This window comes from Pseudomonas gozinkensis (assembly GCF_014863585.1).
In the GTDB taxonomy this organism is placed as follows: Bacteria; Pseudomonadota; Gammaproteobacteria; order Pseudomonadales; family Pseudomonadaceae; genus Aquipseudomonas; species Aquipseudomonas gozinkensis.
This window is the reverse complement of sequence record NZ_CP062253.1, coordinates 5,758,389-5,773,303: the sequence shown is the minus strand read 5'-3', so window position 1 is coordinate 5,773,303 and position 14,915 is coordinate 5,758,389. Positions and strand designations below refer to the sequence as shown.

General features: G+C 61.0%; 14 protein-coding genes. 4 read left to right on the top strand and 10 right to left on the bottom strand.

Going from position 1 to position 14,915, the window contains the following annotated elements; all coding sequences use genetic code 11:
• Nucleotide 1 precedes the first annotated feature (1 nt).
• A complete protein-coding gene (locus tag IHQ43_RS25740) occupies nucleotides 2-1,621 on the top strand; it encodes a DUF2300 domain-containing protein (protein WP_192562543.1) in 1,620 nt (539 codons plus the stop codon).
• Nucleotides 1,622-1,624: 3 nt separating this feature from the next.
• Nucleotides 1,625-2,437, top strand: coding sequence for a YfaP family protein (locus IHQ43_RS25735; RefSeq protein WP_192562542.1), 813 nt, complete (start codon nucleotides 1,625-1,627; stop codon nucleotides 2,435-2,437).
• Between the two features lie 102 nt (nucleotides 2,438-2,539).
• On the opposite strand, the gene IHQ43_RS25730 is transcribed toward IHQ43_RS25735, so the two are convergent.
• Nucleotides 2,540-2,713: a hypothetical protein gene (locus IHQ43_RS25730; protein WP_192562541.1), complete on the bottom strand. Its 174-nt coding sequence runs from the start codon at nucleotides 2,711-2,713 to the stop codon at nucleotides 2,540-2,542.
• Between IHQ43_RS25730 and IHQ43_RS25725 the strand changes: the two genes are divergently transcribed.
• Nucleotides 2,712-2,849: a hypothetical protein gene (locus tag IHQ43_RS25725; protein WP_192562540.1), complete on the top strand. Its 138-nt coding sequence runs from the start codon at nucleotides 2,712-2,714 to the stop codon at nucleotides 2,847-2,849. The two genes, IHQ43_RS25730 and IHQ43_RS25725, sit on opposite strands and share 2 nt — an antisense overlap.
• Before the next feature lie 294 nt (nucleotides 2,850-3,143).
• On the opposite strand, the gene IHQ43_RS25720 is transcribed toward IHQ43_RS25725, so the two are convergent.
• The 9 genes from IHQ43_RS25720 to exaC form a co-directional block, all read right to left on the bottom strand.
• On the bottom strand, nucleotides 3,144-3,884 hold the full coding sequence (locus tag IHQ43_RS25720) for a S24 family peptidase (protein ID WP_192562539.1): 741 nt from the start codon (nucleotides 3,882-3,884) through the stop codon (nucleotides 3,144-3,146).
• A 221-nt stretch (nucleotides 3,885-4,105) separates the two neighbouring features.
• Entirely contained in the window at nucleotides 4,106-4,633 is a 528-nt protein-coding gene (gene ppa, locus IHQ43_RS25715) for an inorganic diphosphatase (protein WP_007933577.1), read from the bottom strand.
• Between the two features lie 113 nt (nucleotides 4,634-4,746).
• Nucleotides 4,747-5,559, bottom strand: a complete 813-nt coding sequence (locus IHQ43_RS25710; RefSeq protein WP_192562538.1) for a M90 family metallopeptidase — start codon at nucleotides 5,557-5,559, stop codon at nucleotides 4,747-4,749.
• Nucleotides 5,560-5,563: 4 nt separating this feature from the next.
• The gene (locus IHQ43_RS25705) at nucleotides 5,564-6,214 is read right to left on the bottom strand and encodes a DedA family protein (RefSeq protein WP_192562537.1); all 651 of its coding nucleotides are present in this window, start codon (nucleotides 6,212-6,214) and stop codon (nucleotides 5,564-5,566) included.
• A 227-nt stretch (nucleotides 6,215-6,441) separates the two neighbouring features.
• Nucleotides 6,442-6,903: a GNAT family N-acetyltransferase gene (locus IHQ43_RS25700; RefSeq protein ID WP_007958617.1), complete on the bottom strand. Its 462-nt coding sequence runs from the start codon at nucleotides 6,901-6,903 to the stop codon at nucleotides 6,442-6,444.
• Between the two features lie 116 nt (nucleotides 6,904-7,019).
• Nucleotides 7,020-7,853, bottom strand: a complete 834-nt coding sequence (eutC, locus tag IHQ43_RS25695) for an ethanolamine ammonia-lyase subunit EutC (protein ID WP_425220285.1) — start codon at nucleotides 7,851-7,853, stop codon at nucleotides 7,020-7,022.
• On the bottom strand, nucleotides 7,850-9,244 hold the full coding sequence (locus IHQ43_RS25690; RefSeq protein ID WP_192562535.1) for an ethanolamine ammonia-lyase subunit EutB: 1,395 nt from the start codon (nucleotides 9,242-9,244) through the stop codon (nucleotides 7,850-7,852). Before IHQ43_RS25690 ends, eutC begins: the two co-directional genes overlap by 4 nt.
• Before the next feature lie 202 nt (nucleotides 9,245-9,446).
• The gene (gene eat, locus IHQ43_RS25685; RefSeq protein WP_192562534.1) at nucleotides 9,447-10,817 is read right to left on the bottom strand and encodes an ethanolamine permease; all 1,371 of its coding nucleotides are present in this window, start codon (nucleotides 10,815-10,817) and stop codon (nucleotides 9,447-9,449) included.
• A gap of 297 nt (nucleotides 10,818-11,114) precedes the next feature.
• A complete protein-coding gene (gene exaC, locus IHQ43_RS25680) occupies nucleotides 11,115-12,635 on the bottom strand; it encodes an acetaldehyde dehydrogenase ExaC (protein ID WP_064599698.1) in 1,521 nt (506 codons plus the stop codon).
• 299 nt (nucleotides 12,636-12,934) lie between these two features.
• On the opposite strand from exaC, the gene IHQ43_RS25675 reads away from it, so the two are divergent.
• Nucleotides 12,935-14,851: a sigma-54-dependent Fis family transcriptional regulator gene (locus IHQ43_RS25675; RefSeq protein WP_192562533.1), complete on the top strand. Its 1,917-nt coding sequence runs from the start codon at nucleotides 12,935-12,937 to the stop codon at nucleotides 14,849-14,851.
• Nucleotides 14,852-14,915: the final 64 nt, after the last annotated feature.

The window sequence follows — 14,915 nt, the reverse complement described above, 5'->3', positions numbered from 1 at the left end:
CATGACCCGGCCGCTGGTCTGGCTGCTGATGTGTGTGATTCCTGCGCTGGCGACGGCGCAGGATGAACTGTTGCGCGTGGCGTACAAGGGCGAGTTGCTGTCGCTGAACACCACGCAACTGACCGCTCGCGAGCCGTTGCCTTCTTCGCTGGATACGCCGCTGGGCAGTTTGTGGAAGGTGTTCGTTTACGCGTGGCTGGTGGATACCGGTGCGCGGGAACCGGCGTATGAATGTCGCGGGCAGTCGAAGGAAGAGGTTTATTGCTGTACTGCGGGCGGGAAGATTGAGCGTGATCAGGCGCTGGTGAAGTCCTGCGGGCTGTATTTCGAGCCGGCGCGGTTGGGTATAACCGCTGGCGATTGGAAAACCTATTGGCAGGCGCGACAGGCGCCGTCGTGGTTGCTGAAGTTGTCTTCCGTGCAACCGGCCACGAGGGTTCCTGTCGCGGAGTTACTGGGCGTTTTGGCTTTGTTGCCGGCTCAGGATCAGATGCGCCGCGTGCTGCTCGATGTAGTGTTGAACGCGGCGGACGGCAATGTCGTCGGTGAACTCGGCGGGCGCTTGCGGGTGAAAACCTGGAGCTGGCTCGGCGATCAGGACCCTCAATCACGCCAAGGCGGATTCGCTGGGTGGACGGCGGATGGTTCGCCGATCTGGGCCGGTGGTCGTGGCACCAGTCAGATGGTTTTGCGGCATTACGGTGCTGCGTTGGCGACGGTGTTGCCTGCTTCCTGGCCGGCGGACGCGGGGCGATGTGTTGAGGTCGGTCTGTTTTCGCGTTATCCCGTTACCCGGGTTCTGGCCGGTGATCGGGCGGTGACTGCGGGCCCGTTGCAGGGTGATTACCGCGTCGAATTCGCCAACGGCAATGCGCTGGATATCCACAGCGACGGCGAACTGTTTCTGCTCAACGACAAACTGGTCGCCCGGCTGGATCGCGAAGAGTATGTCGCCCGTGTGCTGGAGCGTGAAGCCAGGCCCGAACCCCCCGAAGCCGCCAAAGCATTGGCCGTGGCGATCCGCACGTATCTGCTGCAAAACGCCACGCGCAATGGCGAATGTTTGAGCATCGACGACAGCAGCACACGTCAGCGCGTCGCTCCACGTCCTGCTTCCGCCGAATCCCGCAACATCGCCGCGTGGACGGCGGACCTGGTATTGGCCGGCAGCACCGTCACCTATCACTCCGACCAACCCGGCCCGGACAAACTGGCCTGGCAGCAAGCCGTCGAGCAAGCCAATGCCGGCCAGCGTTACGACGCTATTTTGCTGCACGCCTATCCGCGCGCGAGCCTCAGTCGCTGGGACAACCCGGTGGCGTCCTGCGAAGCACTGCCAGCCGCGCAGGACTGGCTACAAAAACAGCGGCGCGGCTGGCGTCCTAGGCTGGAAAGCGAAACCGGCTACAACGAAGTCAGCACTTTCGCCGTCTGCAAACTCGCCTTCGGCCGCCCCTTCGTCGATCGCGAACGCCAGCGCATCTACGTGCGCGGCGTGCTGTCCTTGCAGGACCGCCTCGACCTGACTCACGAATACCTGCACCTGGCCTTTGAAGCACACCCCAACGGCCAGGATGAAACCTATATCGAAGGGCTCGCCCGTCACCTTTTGCTGGAATAGACCATGACACTCCGTTATCCACAGGTCTTGCTGTTGCTCTGCGTCTTTGCCGCTGTATCGCCGGTGATCGCCGCGGACGGCGTAAAACTCGACACCCCGGTCGGCGGCTGGCGCAGCGGCGCACCCGAAGGCGAGGGCGAGAGCTTCCGTCAGACCGTCAACTACCCGGCCTCCTCGGTGAACACCCCGCTCGGCCAGGCCAACACCGCCCGCATCAGCGGCGAAATCAAAGCCACACCGAAAAACAAAGAGCCCGGCCGCCTGATCGTCAACGGTGTCAGCATGCCGCTGAAAATCGACGACAGCGGCCGCTTCGACCGCCCATTCTCGTTTCCCAACGGCAGCAACAGCGTCGAAGTCCGCAGCCCGGACGGCCAGCAACGGCATCGCACACAGTTTCTCAACACCAGCGGCGGCGCCACCCCGGCCAAGCTGCGGGTATTGCTGGCGTGGGACAGTGATGGCACCGATCTCGATCTGCACCTGATCACACCTGACGGCGCACACATCTGGTACGGCGACCGCGTCGCTCCCAACGGCGCGGCTTTGGATGTGGACGTAACCACCGGTTACGGCCCGGAAATCTTCGCCATGCCTGCACCGATCAAGGGGCAGTATCTGGTGTATGTGAATTATTTTGGCGGTGGCTATCGCGGGGATGATGAGGGTGGGGAAGAAGCGGTGCAGCCGCTGACTACGGCGCAGGTGACGGTGATTACGGAGGAGGGGACGCCTAACGAGAAGATGGAGACTTTCATCGTGCCGATGCGGGCGGTGGGGGAGTTGACGTTGGTGAAGTCGTTCAGCTATCCGTGAGGGGATTGTGCAACGGGCTGTTGCACAATTGAGTTGGGCAGCAGCCTATTGCCCGATTGAGGGATCAAATCTCCCGAAACTACGGCTCGACGGGATTCGACGTTACAAGTCATCCAGACTTATCTTGACTCGCTGAGGGGTGACAAGACGTTCGTTGACTGCGGCGATAAGCGCCACATCCTCCTTGCAACGTAACTCTGCTTCGAGCAGTAACTGATCCGGATCAGAGAAGTGCGGCTTCTGACCGTCATCATTTCGGATTTTGGAGGAGTCCATGTTGGAACACCGTGACGAGTTTTGCCGCTACGGTAACAAGGAAGATTTCTGGACGGTAGGTTTGGTTTTCTTTCAGGCATTAAAAAGCCGGCTTGTGGCCGGCTTCTCGGGGACTGGCTTGGTTTATTTTTGGTAAACCGCGCCAGCCTTCAAAACTTACATCCGGATCTTGCGTCCGGCTGTGGGACTTGGTCAGACAGTGGTCTGCCGCGTCAGGCGTCATCTGGGCCGCTTGGCGGGTCGATGCGCGAATGTGGGGCGCAGGATACTGAGTTTTGTTGGGGATTCCCAGCCTCAAGTGCGGAATAGAGCGATTTCTGCGGCAGGAAGCAGAGATTTGTACCGGGTATCCGGGCCCCTTCGTCAGATCCCCGCCCGGACCAAGCCTGCTCCCACAGCGTTCTGTACTGGAGCCAGGAGTGGTGGAGGATCAGAGAAACGGCACCACCGGCCGCCGCTTGCCCAGCGTCGACCACCAGAACACCCACCCCAGCACATGAATCCTCTGCTCCTCGATCTGCGCCGCGCGGAAGATCTCGTCCGGGTATTCCGCGCTGTTGTGGCTGCGCAGGCGCAGGGCGTTGCCCGGCATGCGGTGCAGGTATTTGATGCGCAGCATGCCGTCGTGTTCGATGGCGTAGATTTCGCCGTCCACCACCTGGGTGAGGCCGCGGTCGATGGCGAGGGTGGAGCCGTCTTCGATTTTCTCGGCCATGCTGTTGCCGATCATGTGGGTGCAGATGGCGTCGGCATGACGGATTTCCAGGGCTTCGAGGTGGCTGCGGGGCAGGCGGATGGTTTGTTCCGGGTCCTTGATGACGTGGGTCTTGCCGGAGCCGGGGGCGGTCGGGGTTTCCTTGTAGAGCGGCAGTTCGATGTCGTTGGTTTCGAGCACCGTGTACACGCCGCGAATGGCATGGGCATCGAGGATGTCGCCCGAGTCCGTGTGCAGGTGCGGGGCGTCTTTCGGGCCTTCGCCGGTCTTCAGCCATTGGCTGTTGACGGACAGCAGGCGCGCGACCTCTTCCATGCGGTACGCGGGTACGCCCCGGGTGTACCAGTTATGAACGTTTTGGGCTTCCGTGCCCCAGAACTTTGCGAATCCCGTGGTGGTGATGTTCGCAGCTTCCAGGAGTGCCTTGAATCTTGGACCGCTAGTGTTCTTTCTCATAAACACGAGTCTACGGCCGGCCTAGAGCGGTTTGAATAAACCTTGCGTTCAAAATCGGGGCAAATTTTGCGACGGGATGTAAGACGTGCTTGTGGGAAATTACACGCACTAAAACTTTTCTGTAGGTCGCTATAAACAAGCTGTTTAAGAACCTGGCGAGCAGGCACAAAAAACCCCGGATCAACCGGGGTTTTCTTCAAGCGTGTCGCAGGTCGTGAGGCTTAGCCTTTGTAGGCGGCAACCGACTTGGTGATCGCGGCGCGGGCAGCGTCAGCGCCGTCCCAACCTTCGATTTTCACCCATTTGCCTTTTTCGAGATCTTTGTAGTTCGCGAAGAAGTGCTCGATCTGCTGGATCAGCAGCGCTGGCAGGTCGGTGTATTCCTTCACGTCCACGTACAGCTGGGACAGCTTGTCGTGAGGGACTGCGATGACTTTGGCATCGCCGCCGCCGTCGTCGGTCATGTTCAGGATGCCGACCGGACGCGCGCGGATCACCGAACCTGGAGCAACCGGGTAAGGGGTCACTACCAGCACGTCCAGGGGATCACCGTCGTCAGCCAGGGTGTTCGGGATGTAACCGTAGTTGGCCGGGTAGAACATCGGGGTGGCCATGAAACGGTCAACGAACAGGCAATCGCTGTCTTTGTCGATTTCGTATTTGATCGGCGCGTGGTTGGCCGGGATCTCGATCGCGACGTAGATGTCGTTCGGCAGGTCTTTGCCAGCCGGAATCTTGCTGTAGCTCATTGGGCGTTGCCCCCGTTAGTAGACCAAAACACTTGGCCGGATTGACCAAAAAGTGGCGGCGATTATAGGCATATTCTGCCGTGGACGCCACGTACCGGAAGTCGTGCAGACCTTTACTCGTGAGCCTGATAGACCGGGTCGGTGGCCTGAAGTTGCTTCAGGCGCGCCAACGGGTCCTGGCGGTAAAATAGCTGCAACTGCGCATACACCTGTGGATAAGCGTCGTGCAGCAGATCCGGAGCGCTGAAGAAGTACTCGCTGGTGACCGCGAAGAACTCGGCCGGGTTCTCGGCGGCGTAGGGGTCGATGGCGGTTTCGGCGTCGGGATGGAGGTCGAGCTGGCGATTGAGGTTGTCGTACGCCGCTTGCATTACCTCGGCCCAGTCGCTGACCCGCATGTCGGCGTGCAAAGGTGGCAGGCCGTTGGCGTCGCCGTTGAGCATGTCGAGTTTGTGCGCCAGTTCGTGGATCACCAGGTTGTAGCCTTCCCAGCCACCACTGGCCATCACGCCGGGCCAGGCGAGAATTATCGGCCCTTGCTGCCAGGCTTCGCCGCTGTGTTCGCCGTCCCACTCATGTTCGACGCCGCTGGCATCACGATGGCGCTGGGGGCTGAGGAAGTCGTCGGGGTAGAGGACGATTTCGTGAAAACCCTGATACCAGTTCAGATCGCCCAGATGCAAAAGCGGCAATTGCGCCTGGGCGGCGAGCAGCAGGCGTTGCTCCTGATGCAGCTCGACGCCAGGCAGGGCGGTCAGGTGTTTGTCTTCGAGGAACAGCACGCAGGCTTCGCGAAGCCACTGGTCTTCGGCGGCACTGATGCCATCGAGAAAACTCAGGTGATGACGCACCCGCTGCCACATATCGTCGGCAATCGGGTGCTTCGCCAGAATGCGCCGGCGTCGCCAGGCGCTCAGCGACCACATCGGCTTAGTGCGATTGGGCTTTGGTGCCACCGAAGCGGCTGCGAACCACGCCGATGATCATCGGAATCAGCGACAGCAGAATGATGCCGACCACCAGCAGCGACAGGTTCTTCTTGATGAACGGCACGTTGCCGAAGAAGTAACCCAGCGTTACCAGACCGCCGACCCACAGCACGGTGCCGAACACGCTGAAACCGAAGAAGCGCGGGTAAGGCATCTTGGCGACACCGGCGACGAACGGTGCAAAGGTGCGGATGATCGGCAGGAAGCGCGCCAGGGTCACGGTTTTGCCGCCGTGCTTGTCGTAGAAGTCGTGGGTCTGTTGCAGGTAATCGCGGCGGAAGATCTTCGAGTTCGGATTGCTGAACAGCTTCTCGCCCGCCGTTCGTCCAATCACGTAGTTGGTGCTGTCGCCGAGGATCGCCGCGAGCATCAGCAGGCCGCCCAGCAAGACCGGGTCCATGCCGCCGCCTGCAGCCACTGCGCCGGCGATGAACAGCAGGGAATCACCCGGCAGGAATGGCATCACCACCAGACCGGTCTCGCAGAAGATCACCAGAAACAGGATGGCGTAGATCCATGGCCCGTAATTATTCACCAGCAGGTCGAGGTAAACGTCGAGATGCAGGACAAGGTCGAGCGGGTTGAAATCCATGGAGGCACCTGTGGTGACGGCCTGACTCGGCAGGCCTGTGCGGATGACTTCGTGTAAGCCTACAAGCGGGTGTAGTTTTTCTTACAAGCCGGAAAGCTCGGGATTATACGGTCTGAGAGGTGAAAAGCGCGTTGGTTTTGTAGCGGGGGATGTCGGTGTGAATAAATGTCGGGTTGGCATTCATTTTGGGGAGGGAGTCTGCTCCCTCCCCGCAGGACACCCCGCGATCAGAGCTCGTCGCTAATTGGCAGCACGTAGTTCTTGAACTCGGTGTCTTCCTTGAACCCGATGGATTCGTAGGTTTTCTGCGCCACTTCGTTGTCGGCACTGGTGGAGACGCGCATGCGCACGGCCTGGGTTTCCTTGGCCATTTTCTTCGCGGTGCGGATCAGGTTGTCGGCCACCAGCTGGCGGCGGGCGTCTTCGGCGACGTAGATGTCGTTGAGGATCCACACGCGCTTGAGCGACAGGGAGGAAAAGCTCGGGTAGAGCTGGCAGAAGCCCATGAGCTTCTTGTCGTCGTCATCGGCCAGGGCCAGGTAGATCACCGACTCCTTGCGTCGCAGGCGCTTTTCGAGAAAGGCCCGGGACGAGTCCGGATAGGGCAGGGAGCCGTAGAACTCGCGGTACTTAACGAACAACGGGGTCAGCAAATCCAGGTGTTCGAGGGTCGCTTGGATAATCCGCATGGTAGGTCTCGTCCTTCAAGTGGCTGTCTTCACGTGCTCTGACGGCGATGGGAAACCCGGGCGGCCGTGCATCGATCCTGCCTCAAACCCGCGCAGAAAGGCAATGCGGAAACGGTTCAGGCTGGGGGCGGATCGAGTAGGAAATTACTCTTCATGTCTGCACCGGCTTCCGATTCCAGCGTCTGGATCTGCGCTTCGTCCTTCAGATTGACGCCCGACAGCTGTCGCCGACAGGCTTCGCGCATCAGGTACAGCAAGCGATGCGCCGCCATGCCGTAGCTGAGCCCTTCCAGCCGCACATTGGAGATGCAATTGCGGTACGCATCCGTGAGGCCGACCTTTGGATTGTAGGTGAAATATAAACCCAGGCTGTCCGGCGAACTGAGGCCCGGACGCTCTCCAATCAGCATCACGACCATTTTGGCGCCCAGCAACTGGCCGATTTCATCGCCAATCGCCACTCGACCCTGTTCCACCAGCACTACAGGTGCTATTGACCATTCGTCGGCGCTCATTTGTTCTTCCAGGCGGGTGAGAAATGGCAGGGTATGCCGATGCACCGCCAGCGCCGAGAGACCATCCGCCACCACAATCACCAGATCCACGCTGCCCGGATGCGCCTGGGCGTATTCGTGCAGGACCTGCGCCGATTGATCGCTCAACTTGCGCCCCAGGTCCGGGCGTTGCAGGTAGCTGTTGCGATCTGCCGCCGCGCTGTGCAGCAGCAGATTGTCACGCTGGCGCTCGGTCAGTTGGGCGCTGAGCCCGGCGTGATCGAACGGCAAATGCACGGCGTCCCTTGCTTGCGCGTGGGCGTACTGGAAATCCAGTTGCGCGCTGGTGGGCAGGCTGGTGCCGGTGCGGCCGAGGGCAATGCGTGCCGGGGTCAGACGACGCAGCTCCAGCCACGGGTTTTGTGGATCGACGGGCGGTTTTTCCATCTGACTCATCCCAGTTGCGCCAAGGCCTGGCGGAAGGCCGGCGGCAGGTTGTTGCCGAAGCGGACCTTGCCGTCCGCCTGGGTGAAGATGCCCATGTTGGCCAGCCACTGCTCGAACTCCGGCGCCGGTTTCAGGCCCAGTGTCTGGCGCGCATAGAGCGCGTCGTGGAACGAGGTGGTCTGGTAGTTGAGCATGATGTCGTCGGAGCCGGGGATGCCCATGATGAAATTGATCCCGGCCACGCCCAACAGGGTCAGCAGGGTGTCCATGTCATCCTGGTCGGCTTCGGCGTGGTTGGTGTAGCAGATATCGCAACCCATCGGCACACCGAGCAACTTGCCGCAGAAGTGGTCTTCGAGGCCGGCGCGGATGATCTGCTTGCCGTTGTATAGATATTCCGGGCCGATGAATCCTACGACGGTGTTCACCAGAAACGGCTTGAAATGGCGCGCCACGGCGTAGGCCCGGGTCTCGCAGGTCTGTTGATCGACGCCGTGGTGGGCGTTGGCCGACAGCGCACTGCCCTGGCCGGTTTCGAAATACATCAGGTTCTGCCCGAGCGTGCCGCGATTGAGGCTAAGGCCCGCCTCATAACCTTCCTGCAAGATGTTCAGGTTGATGCCGAAACTGGCGTTGGCCGCTTCGGTGCCGGCAATCGACTGGAACACCAGATCCAGCGGCACACCACGGTTGATCGCTTCTATAGAGGTGGTGACGTGGGTCAGCACGCAGGCCTGGGTCGGAATGTCGTAGCGCTGGATGATCGCGTCGAGCATTTCCAGCATCGCGCAGATCGAGGCGATGCTGTCGGTGGCCGGGTTGATGCCGATCATCGCGTCGCCGTTGCCGTACAGCAGACCGTCGAGAATGCTCGCGGCGATGCCGGACGGCTCGTCGGTCGGGTGATTGGGTTGCAGCCTTGTGGATAACCGTCCACGCAGACCGAGGGTGCCGCGAAATTTTGTGACGACGCGGATTTTCTGCGCCACCAGCACCAGATCCTGCACGCGCATGATCTTCGACACGGCGGCGACCATTTCCGGTGTCAGGCCGGGGGCGAGGGCGCGCAGGCTGGATTCATCAGCCGCTTCGCTCAATAGCCAGTCACGGAAGCCGCCCACCGTGAGGTGGCTGACGACCGCAAAGGCCTGTTTGTCATGGCTGTCGATGATCAGGCGGGTGACTTCATCGGTTTCGTAGGGAATCAGCACTTCCTGCAAAAAATGCGTGAGCGGGATGTCAGCCAGCGCCATTTGCGCAGCCACCCGCTCGCCATCGTTGAGCGCAGCGACGCCGGCCAGGAAATCCCCGGAGCGTGCCGGGCTGGCCTTGGCCATCACGTCCTTGAGGCTGTCGAAGCGGTAGGTCTGGGCGCCGACGGTATGGGCAAATGCGGCCATGGGGCGGTGTCCTCCTGATTCTGTGGATAATTCGATCCCCTGTGGGAGCGAGCTTGCTCGCGAAGGCGTCGTGTCAGGCGACATCATTGTTGAATGACACACCGCATTCGCGAGCAAGCCCGCTCCCACATTGGATCTTTATGCACTTCTATTTAGCGGGCACCGGGAGAGAGGCCCGATGCCGGTGCAGCTCAGTTAGCGTTTAGATACCTTCGAGCATAGCGTCTGCCGGTGCTTCGGAGCGTTGCTTGGCGGTCAACTGGAAGTACAGGTAACCGGCAGCCATGAAACCGAGGAATACACAACCGATCAGTGTGTTGAACCAGGCCATCGCCACCAGGCACACCACCGCCAGAAACAGCGCGATGGCCGGCACCACCGGATAGCCCGGCGCGCGGAAGGTGCGCTCCAGGTTCGGTTCGGTTTTGCGCAGTTTGAACAGGCTGAGCATGCTGATGATGTACATCACGATGGCGCCGAACACCGACATGGTGATCATCGCCGCCGTCAGGGTCATGCCTTGCAGATTGACCAGACCGTCGCTGTAGATCGCCGCGATGCCGATCACGCCGCCGGCCAGGATCGCCCGGTGCGGGGTCTGGAAACGCGAGAGTCTGGCCAGGCCTTTCGGCAGATAACCAGCGCGGGCCAAAGCGAAGAACTGCCGCGAGTAGCCGAGGATGATCCCGTGGAAACTTGCCACCAGCCCGAACAGACCGATCCACACCAGCATGTGCATCCACGTCGAATTGTTGCCGACCACCGCTTTCATCGCCTGCGGCAGCGGGTCGTTGATGTTCGACAGTTGGCGCCAGTCGCCGACACCGCCGGCCATCACCATCACACCGATAGCGAGGAATACCAAGGTCAGGATGCCGCTGACGTAGGCCCGTGGAATGGTGCGTTTCGGATCCTTGGCTTCCTCGGCCGCCATGGCCGCGCCTTCGATGGCGAGGAAAAACCAGATCGCGAAGGGAATCGCCGCGAAAATGCCCGGAATCGAGCCCATCGTGAACTCATTGGCGCCGGACCAGCCATTGAGCACGAAGTTGCTGAAGCTGAAGCCCGGCGCGACCACGCCCATGAACACCAGCAGTTCAGCGACGGCGAGTACGGTCACTACCAGCTCAAAGGTTGCGGCGATGCTGACGCCAAGGATGTTCAGGGTCATGAACACGAAATACGCGCCGACCGCCGCGAGTTTTGGATCGAGCCCCGGATATTGCACATTCAGATAGGCGCCGATGGCCATGGCAATGGCCGGCGGGGCGAACACGAATTCGATCAGGGTGGCGATCCCGGCGATCAATCCGCCTTTTTCGCCGAACGCCCGCCGGCTGTAGGCAAACGGCCCGCCTGCGTGGGGAATCGCGGTGGTCAGTTCGGTGAAACTGAAGATGAAGCAGGTATACATGGTCGCGACCATCAGGGCCGTGACCAGGAAACCCAGGGTTCCCGCCGTGCCCCAGCCGTAACTCCAGCCGAAGTATTCGCCGGAAATCACCAGGCCGACGGCAATGCCCCACAGGTGCAGGGTGCCGAGTGTGGGTTTGAGCTGTGTGGTGGAAGTCATAAGTCCTCTCTGTCTTTTTTATTGTTCGATCTGTTGGACTTTCGGGTGCAGCGGTTGAGTGGGTGGATGCTGTTCACGCAGCGGCAGTGTTCACGCAGATCCTGAATGACGGGTACGCAAGGCCCGTGCCAGAGCGGCCAGGCCTTGTGTGTTGTGTCATTAAGGATGCTATCGCTGGCAAGCCAGCTCCCACAGGTATTTGTGGTGTTGGGGCTTACCCAGATCCCTGTGGGAGCTGGCTTGCCAGCGATGGCTGTTTGAGGGGCAACACAGACTGCCTGTATTGCCCCGCTTTTTTTAGAAGAAGCCCAGCGGATTGATGTCGTAGCTGACCAGCAGGTTTTTGGTCTGCTGGTAGTGGTCGAGCATCATCTTGTGGGTTTCACGGCCGACGCCGGACTTCTTGTACCCGCCGAACGCGGCGTGCGCCGGGTACAGGTGGTAGCAGTTGGTCCACACACGACCGGCCTTGATGGCGCGGCCCATGCGATAGGCGCGGTTGATGTCGCGGGTCCAGAGGCCGGCGCCGAGGCCGAACTCGGTGTCGTTGGCAATCGCCAGGGCTTCGGCTTCGTCCTTGAAGGTGGTGATGCTCACCACCGGGCCGAAGATTTCTTCCTGGAACACGCGCATCTTGTTGGTGCCCTTGAGCAGAGTCGGCTGGATGTAATAACCGGAAGCCAGGTTGCCTTCGAGTTTTTCCACCTTGCCGCCGGTCAGCAGTTCGGCACCTTCGCCCTTGGCGATTTCCAGGTACGAAAGGATCTTGTCGAATTGCTGCTCGGACGCCTGGGCGCCGACCATGGTGTCGGTGTCGAGTGGGTCGCCACGTTTGATCTGGCTGACTTTCTTCATCACCGCTTCCATGAACTGCGGATAGATCGACTCCTGAACCAGTGCACGGGACGGGCAGGTGCAGACTTCGCCCTGGTTGAAGAACGCCAGCACCAGGCCTTCGGCGGCTTTTTCAATGAAGCTTGGCTCGGCCTGCATGATGTCTTCGAAGAAGATGTTCGGCGACTTGCCGCCCAGTTCCACAGTGGACGGAATGATGTTTTCGGCCGCGCATTTCATGATGTGCGAGCCGACCGGAGTCGAGCCGGTGAACGCGATCTTGGCGATGCGCTTGCTGGTGGCCAGGGCTTCGCCGGCTTCTTTGCCGAACCCTTGCACCACGTTGAGCACGCCCGGCGGCAGCAGGTCGCCGATCAGTTCCAGCAGCACGCTGATGCCCAGCGGGGTTTGCTCGGCAGGCTTGAGCACCACGCAGTTGCCGGCGGCCAGGGCCGGGGCGAGTTTCCACGCGGCCATCAGGATCGGGAAGTTCCACGGGATGATCTGGCCGACCACGCCCAGTGGTTCATGAATGTGATAGGCGACGGTGTTACCGTCGATCTCGGCGGCGCTGCCTTCCTGGGCGCGCAGGCACCCGGCGAAATAACGGAAGTGGTCAGCGGCCAGCGGGATGTCGGCGTTGAGGGTTTCGCGGATGGCTTTGCCGTTGTCCCAGGTTTCGGTGATCGCCAGGGTTTCGAGGTTCTGTTCGATGCGGTCGGCAATTTTCAGCAGGATCAGCGAGCGCGCCTGAGCGGAAGTGGAACCCCAGGCATCGGCAGCAGCATGGGCGGCGTCCAGGGCCTTGTCGATGTCTTCGGCCGTGGAACGCGGGAATTCGGCAATCGGTTGGCCATTTACTGGCGAGGTGTTGGTGAAGTACTGACCTTTGACAGGCGCGACGAACTCGCCGCCGATGTAGTTACCGTACTTGCTCTTGAACGAGACTTTGGCGCCTTCAGTACCGGGGTGAGCGTAACGCATGATGTTCTCCTTGGCTGTTGTACTTATCAGAGAGACGCGCATGAGCGCTTGCTATAAGCGTAGAGCAAAGGTCGGGCCACTGCCGTGCAGGTCAGGCAAATCAAGGCCTTGCGTGATTTCTGTCGGACAAGTGGCAAGCGTCTGTGACGGTATCGGTACAGCTGGGGTGACAGTTTGTACCGCTTCTGGCACAGCCCGTGACCGGGCGGTCTTGCCAGCATTGCAAAGACCGGTTGGCTGGAGGATGCTGGGCACCACTTCACGCATGGGCCGATGAGCCTCGGGGAGAATAATAAGAAATGCACGACAACCATTTGAGTCGCCATGCCCAACAGGTTCTCACCGTCACCCAGGGCAAGCCGCACCTGCATGGCCCCGGTGCCGACCCCTCGATTGCCCGCTCGTGGCTGCGTTGTCTTGAGGACTATCACCTCGACCCGGCCCTGACCATGGCGCCGACCGTGCTCGAACACGGTCGTGTCCTCGAAAGCCGCGAACGGCTGCAACAGGTGTTGCAGATCGCCGGCAATGAAATGAGCAGCCTGCATCAGCAACTCTCCGGCGCCGGGCATGCGGTACTTCTGACCGACGCGCGCGGGGTGATCCTGAACTGCGTCACCGCGCCCGCTGAACGCAAGATCTTCGAACGCGCCGGCCTGTGGCTGGGTTCCGACTGGAGCGAGGCCTGCGAAGGCACCAACGGCATCGGCACTTGCCTGGTGGAGCGTCAGGCTTTGACCATCCATCAGGACGAACACTTTCGCGGCCGTCACACCGGCCTGACCTGCTCGGCGAGCCCGGTGTTCGACCCGCACGGCGAACTGCTGGCGGTGCTCGATGTTTCCTCGGCTCGGCACGACGTCTCGCGCCAGAGCCAGTTCCACACCATGGCGCTGGTCAATCTGTCGGCGAAGATGATCGAGAGCTGTTATTTCCTGCGCTGTTTCGATAACCAATGGTTGTTGCGTTTCCATCTCCAGGCCGAGTCCGTCGGGCTGTTCAGCGAAGGGTTGCTGGCGTTTGACGGGGAAGGGCGGATCAGCGCGGTCAACCAGAGCGCATTGAACCTGCTGGGGCACATTCGTGGCGGCTTGCTCGGCAAACCGGTGGAGGCGTTTTTCGATTGTTCGCTGGATGAATTGCTCGGACGCGCCAGTGCCAATGCCAGCGCCAGCTGGCCATTGCGCACTCGCGACGGGCGGCATCTGTTTGCGGTGTTGCGCGGTGAAACCCGTCGGCCGCTGCCGGTAGCGCCGGCTCCCGCGCCTGTCGAAGCGCCGCGTCTTGCCGGGATTTGCCTGGGGGATGCGGCGTTGCAGGCGGATTTTCGCAAGTCGCTGCGGGTATTCGAGCGCGACGTGCCGCTGCTGATCAATGGCGAAACCGGCTCTGGCAAGGAAGCATTCGCCAAGGCTGTGCACAACGCCAGTCAGCGGGCCGGCAAAGCGTTCGTTGCTCTTAACTGCGCGGCGATTCCCGAGAGCCTGATCGAGAGCGAACTGTTCGGCTATCGCGGTGGCAGCTTCACCGGCGCGCGCAAGGACGGCATGCGCGGCAAGTTGCAGCAGGCCGATGGCGGCACGCTGTTCCTCGATGAAATCGGCGATATGCCGCTGGCCTTGCAAACCCGCTTGTTGCGGGTGCTGGAAGACCGGCAAGTGGTGCCGATCGGCGGTGAGCCGGAAGCGGTCAACGTGCGGATCATCAGTGCCACCCACCGCAATTTGCTGGAGCGGGTCGGCGACGGCAGTTTCCGGGAAGACCTGTATTACCGGCTCAATGGGCTGGAAGTGGCGTTGCCGCCGTTGCGCGAGCGCAGTGACAAATCGCAGCTGCTGGATTTCCTGCTGGCCGAAGAGGCGGGCGGTGAAACGATCCTGATCGACGAGCCGGCACGCCAGGCGTTGCTGGGCTTCAACTGGCCGGGCAATGTGCGGCAGATGCGCAATGTGCTGCGCACGCTGGCGGCGCTGTGCGATGAAGGGCGCATCGGGCTGGAGGATCTGCCCGCGATGTTTCGTCAGGTTCAGCCGCTGCTGGTAAAAACTGATGAAGCGTCATCCGGTCAGCCACTGGAAGACGCCGAGCGGCTGGCGTTGCTCAATGCGCTGGAACACACGCGATGGCACATGACTCACACGGCGCAGCAACTGGGCGTCAGTCGCAATACGCTCTATAGAAAGCTGCGCAAGCACGGTATCGCCCGAACCGCCTGAATCCCTCCCCGGACGCTCCGCGTCCGCTTTTGGACGCAGAGCGTCCTGCGCTGCATTCCCACGC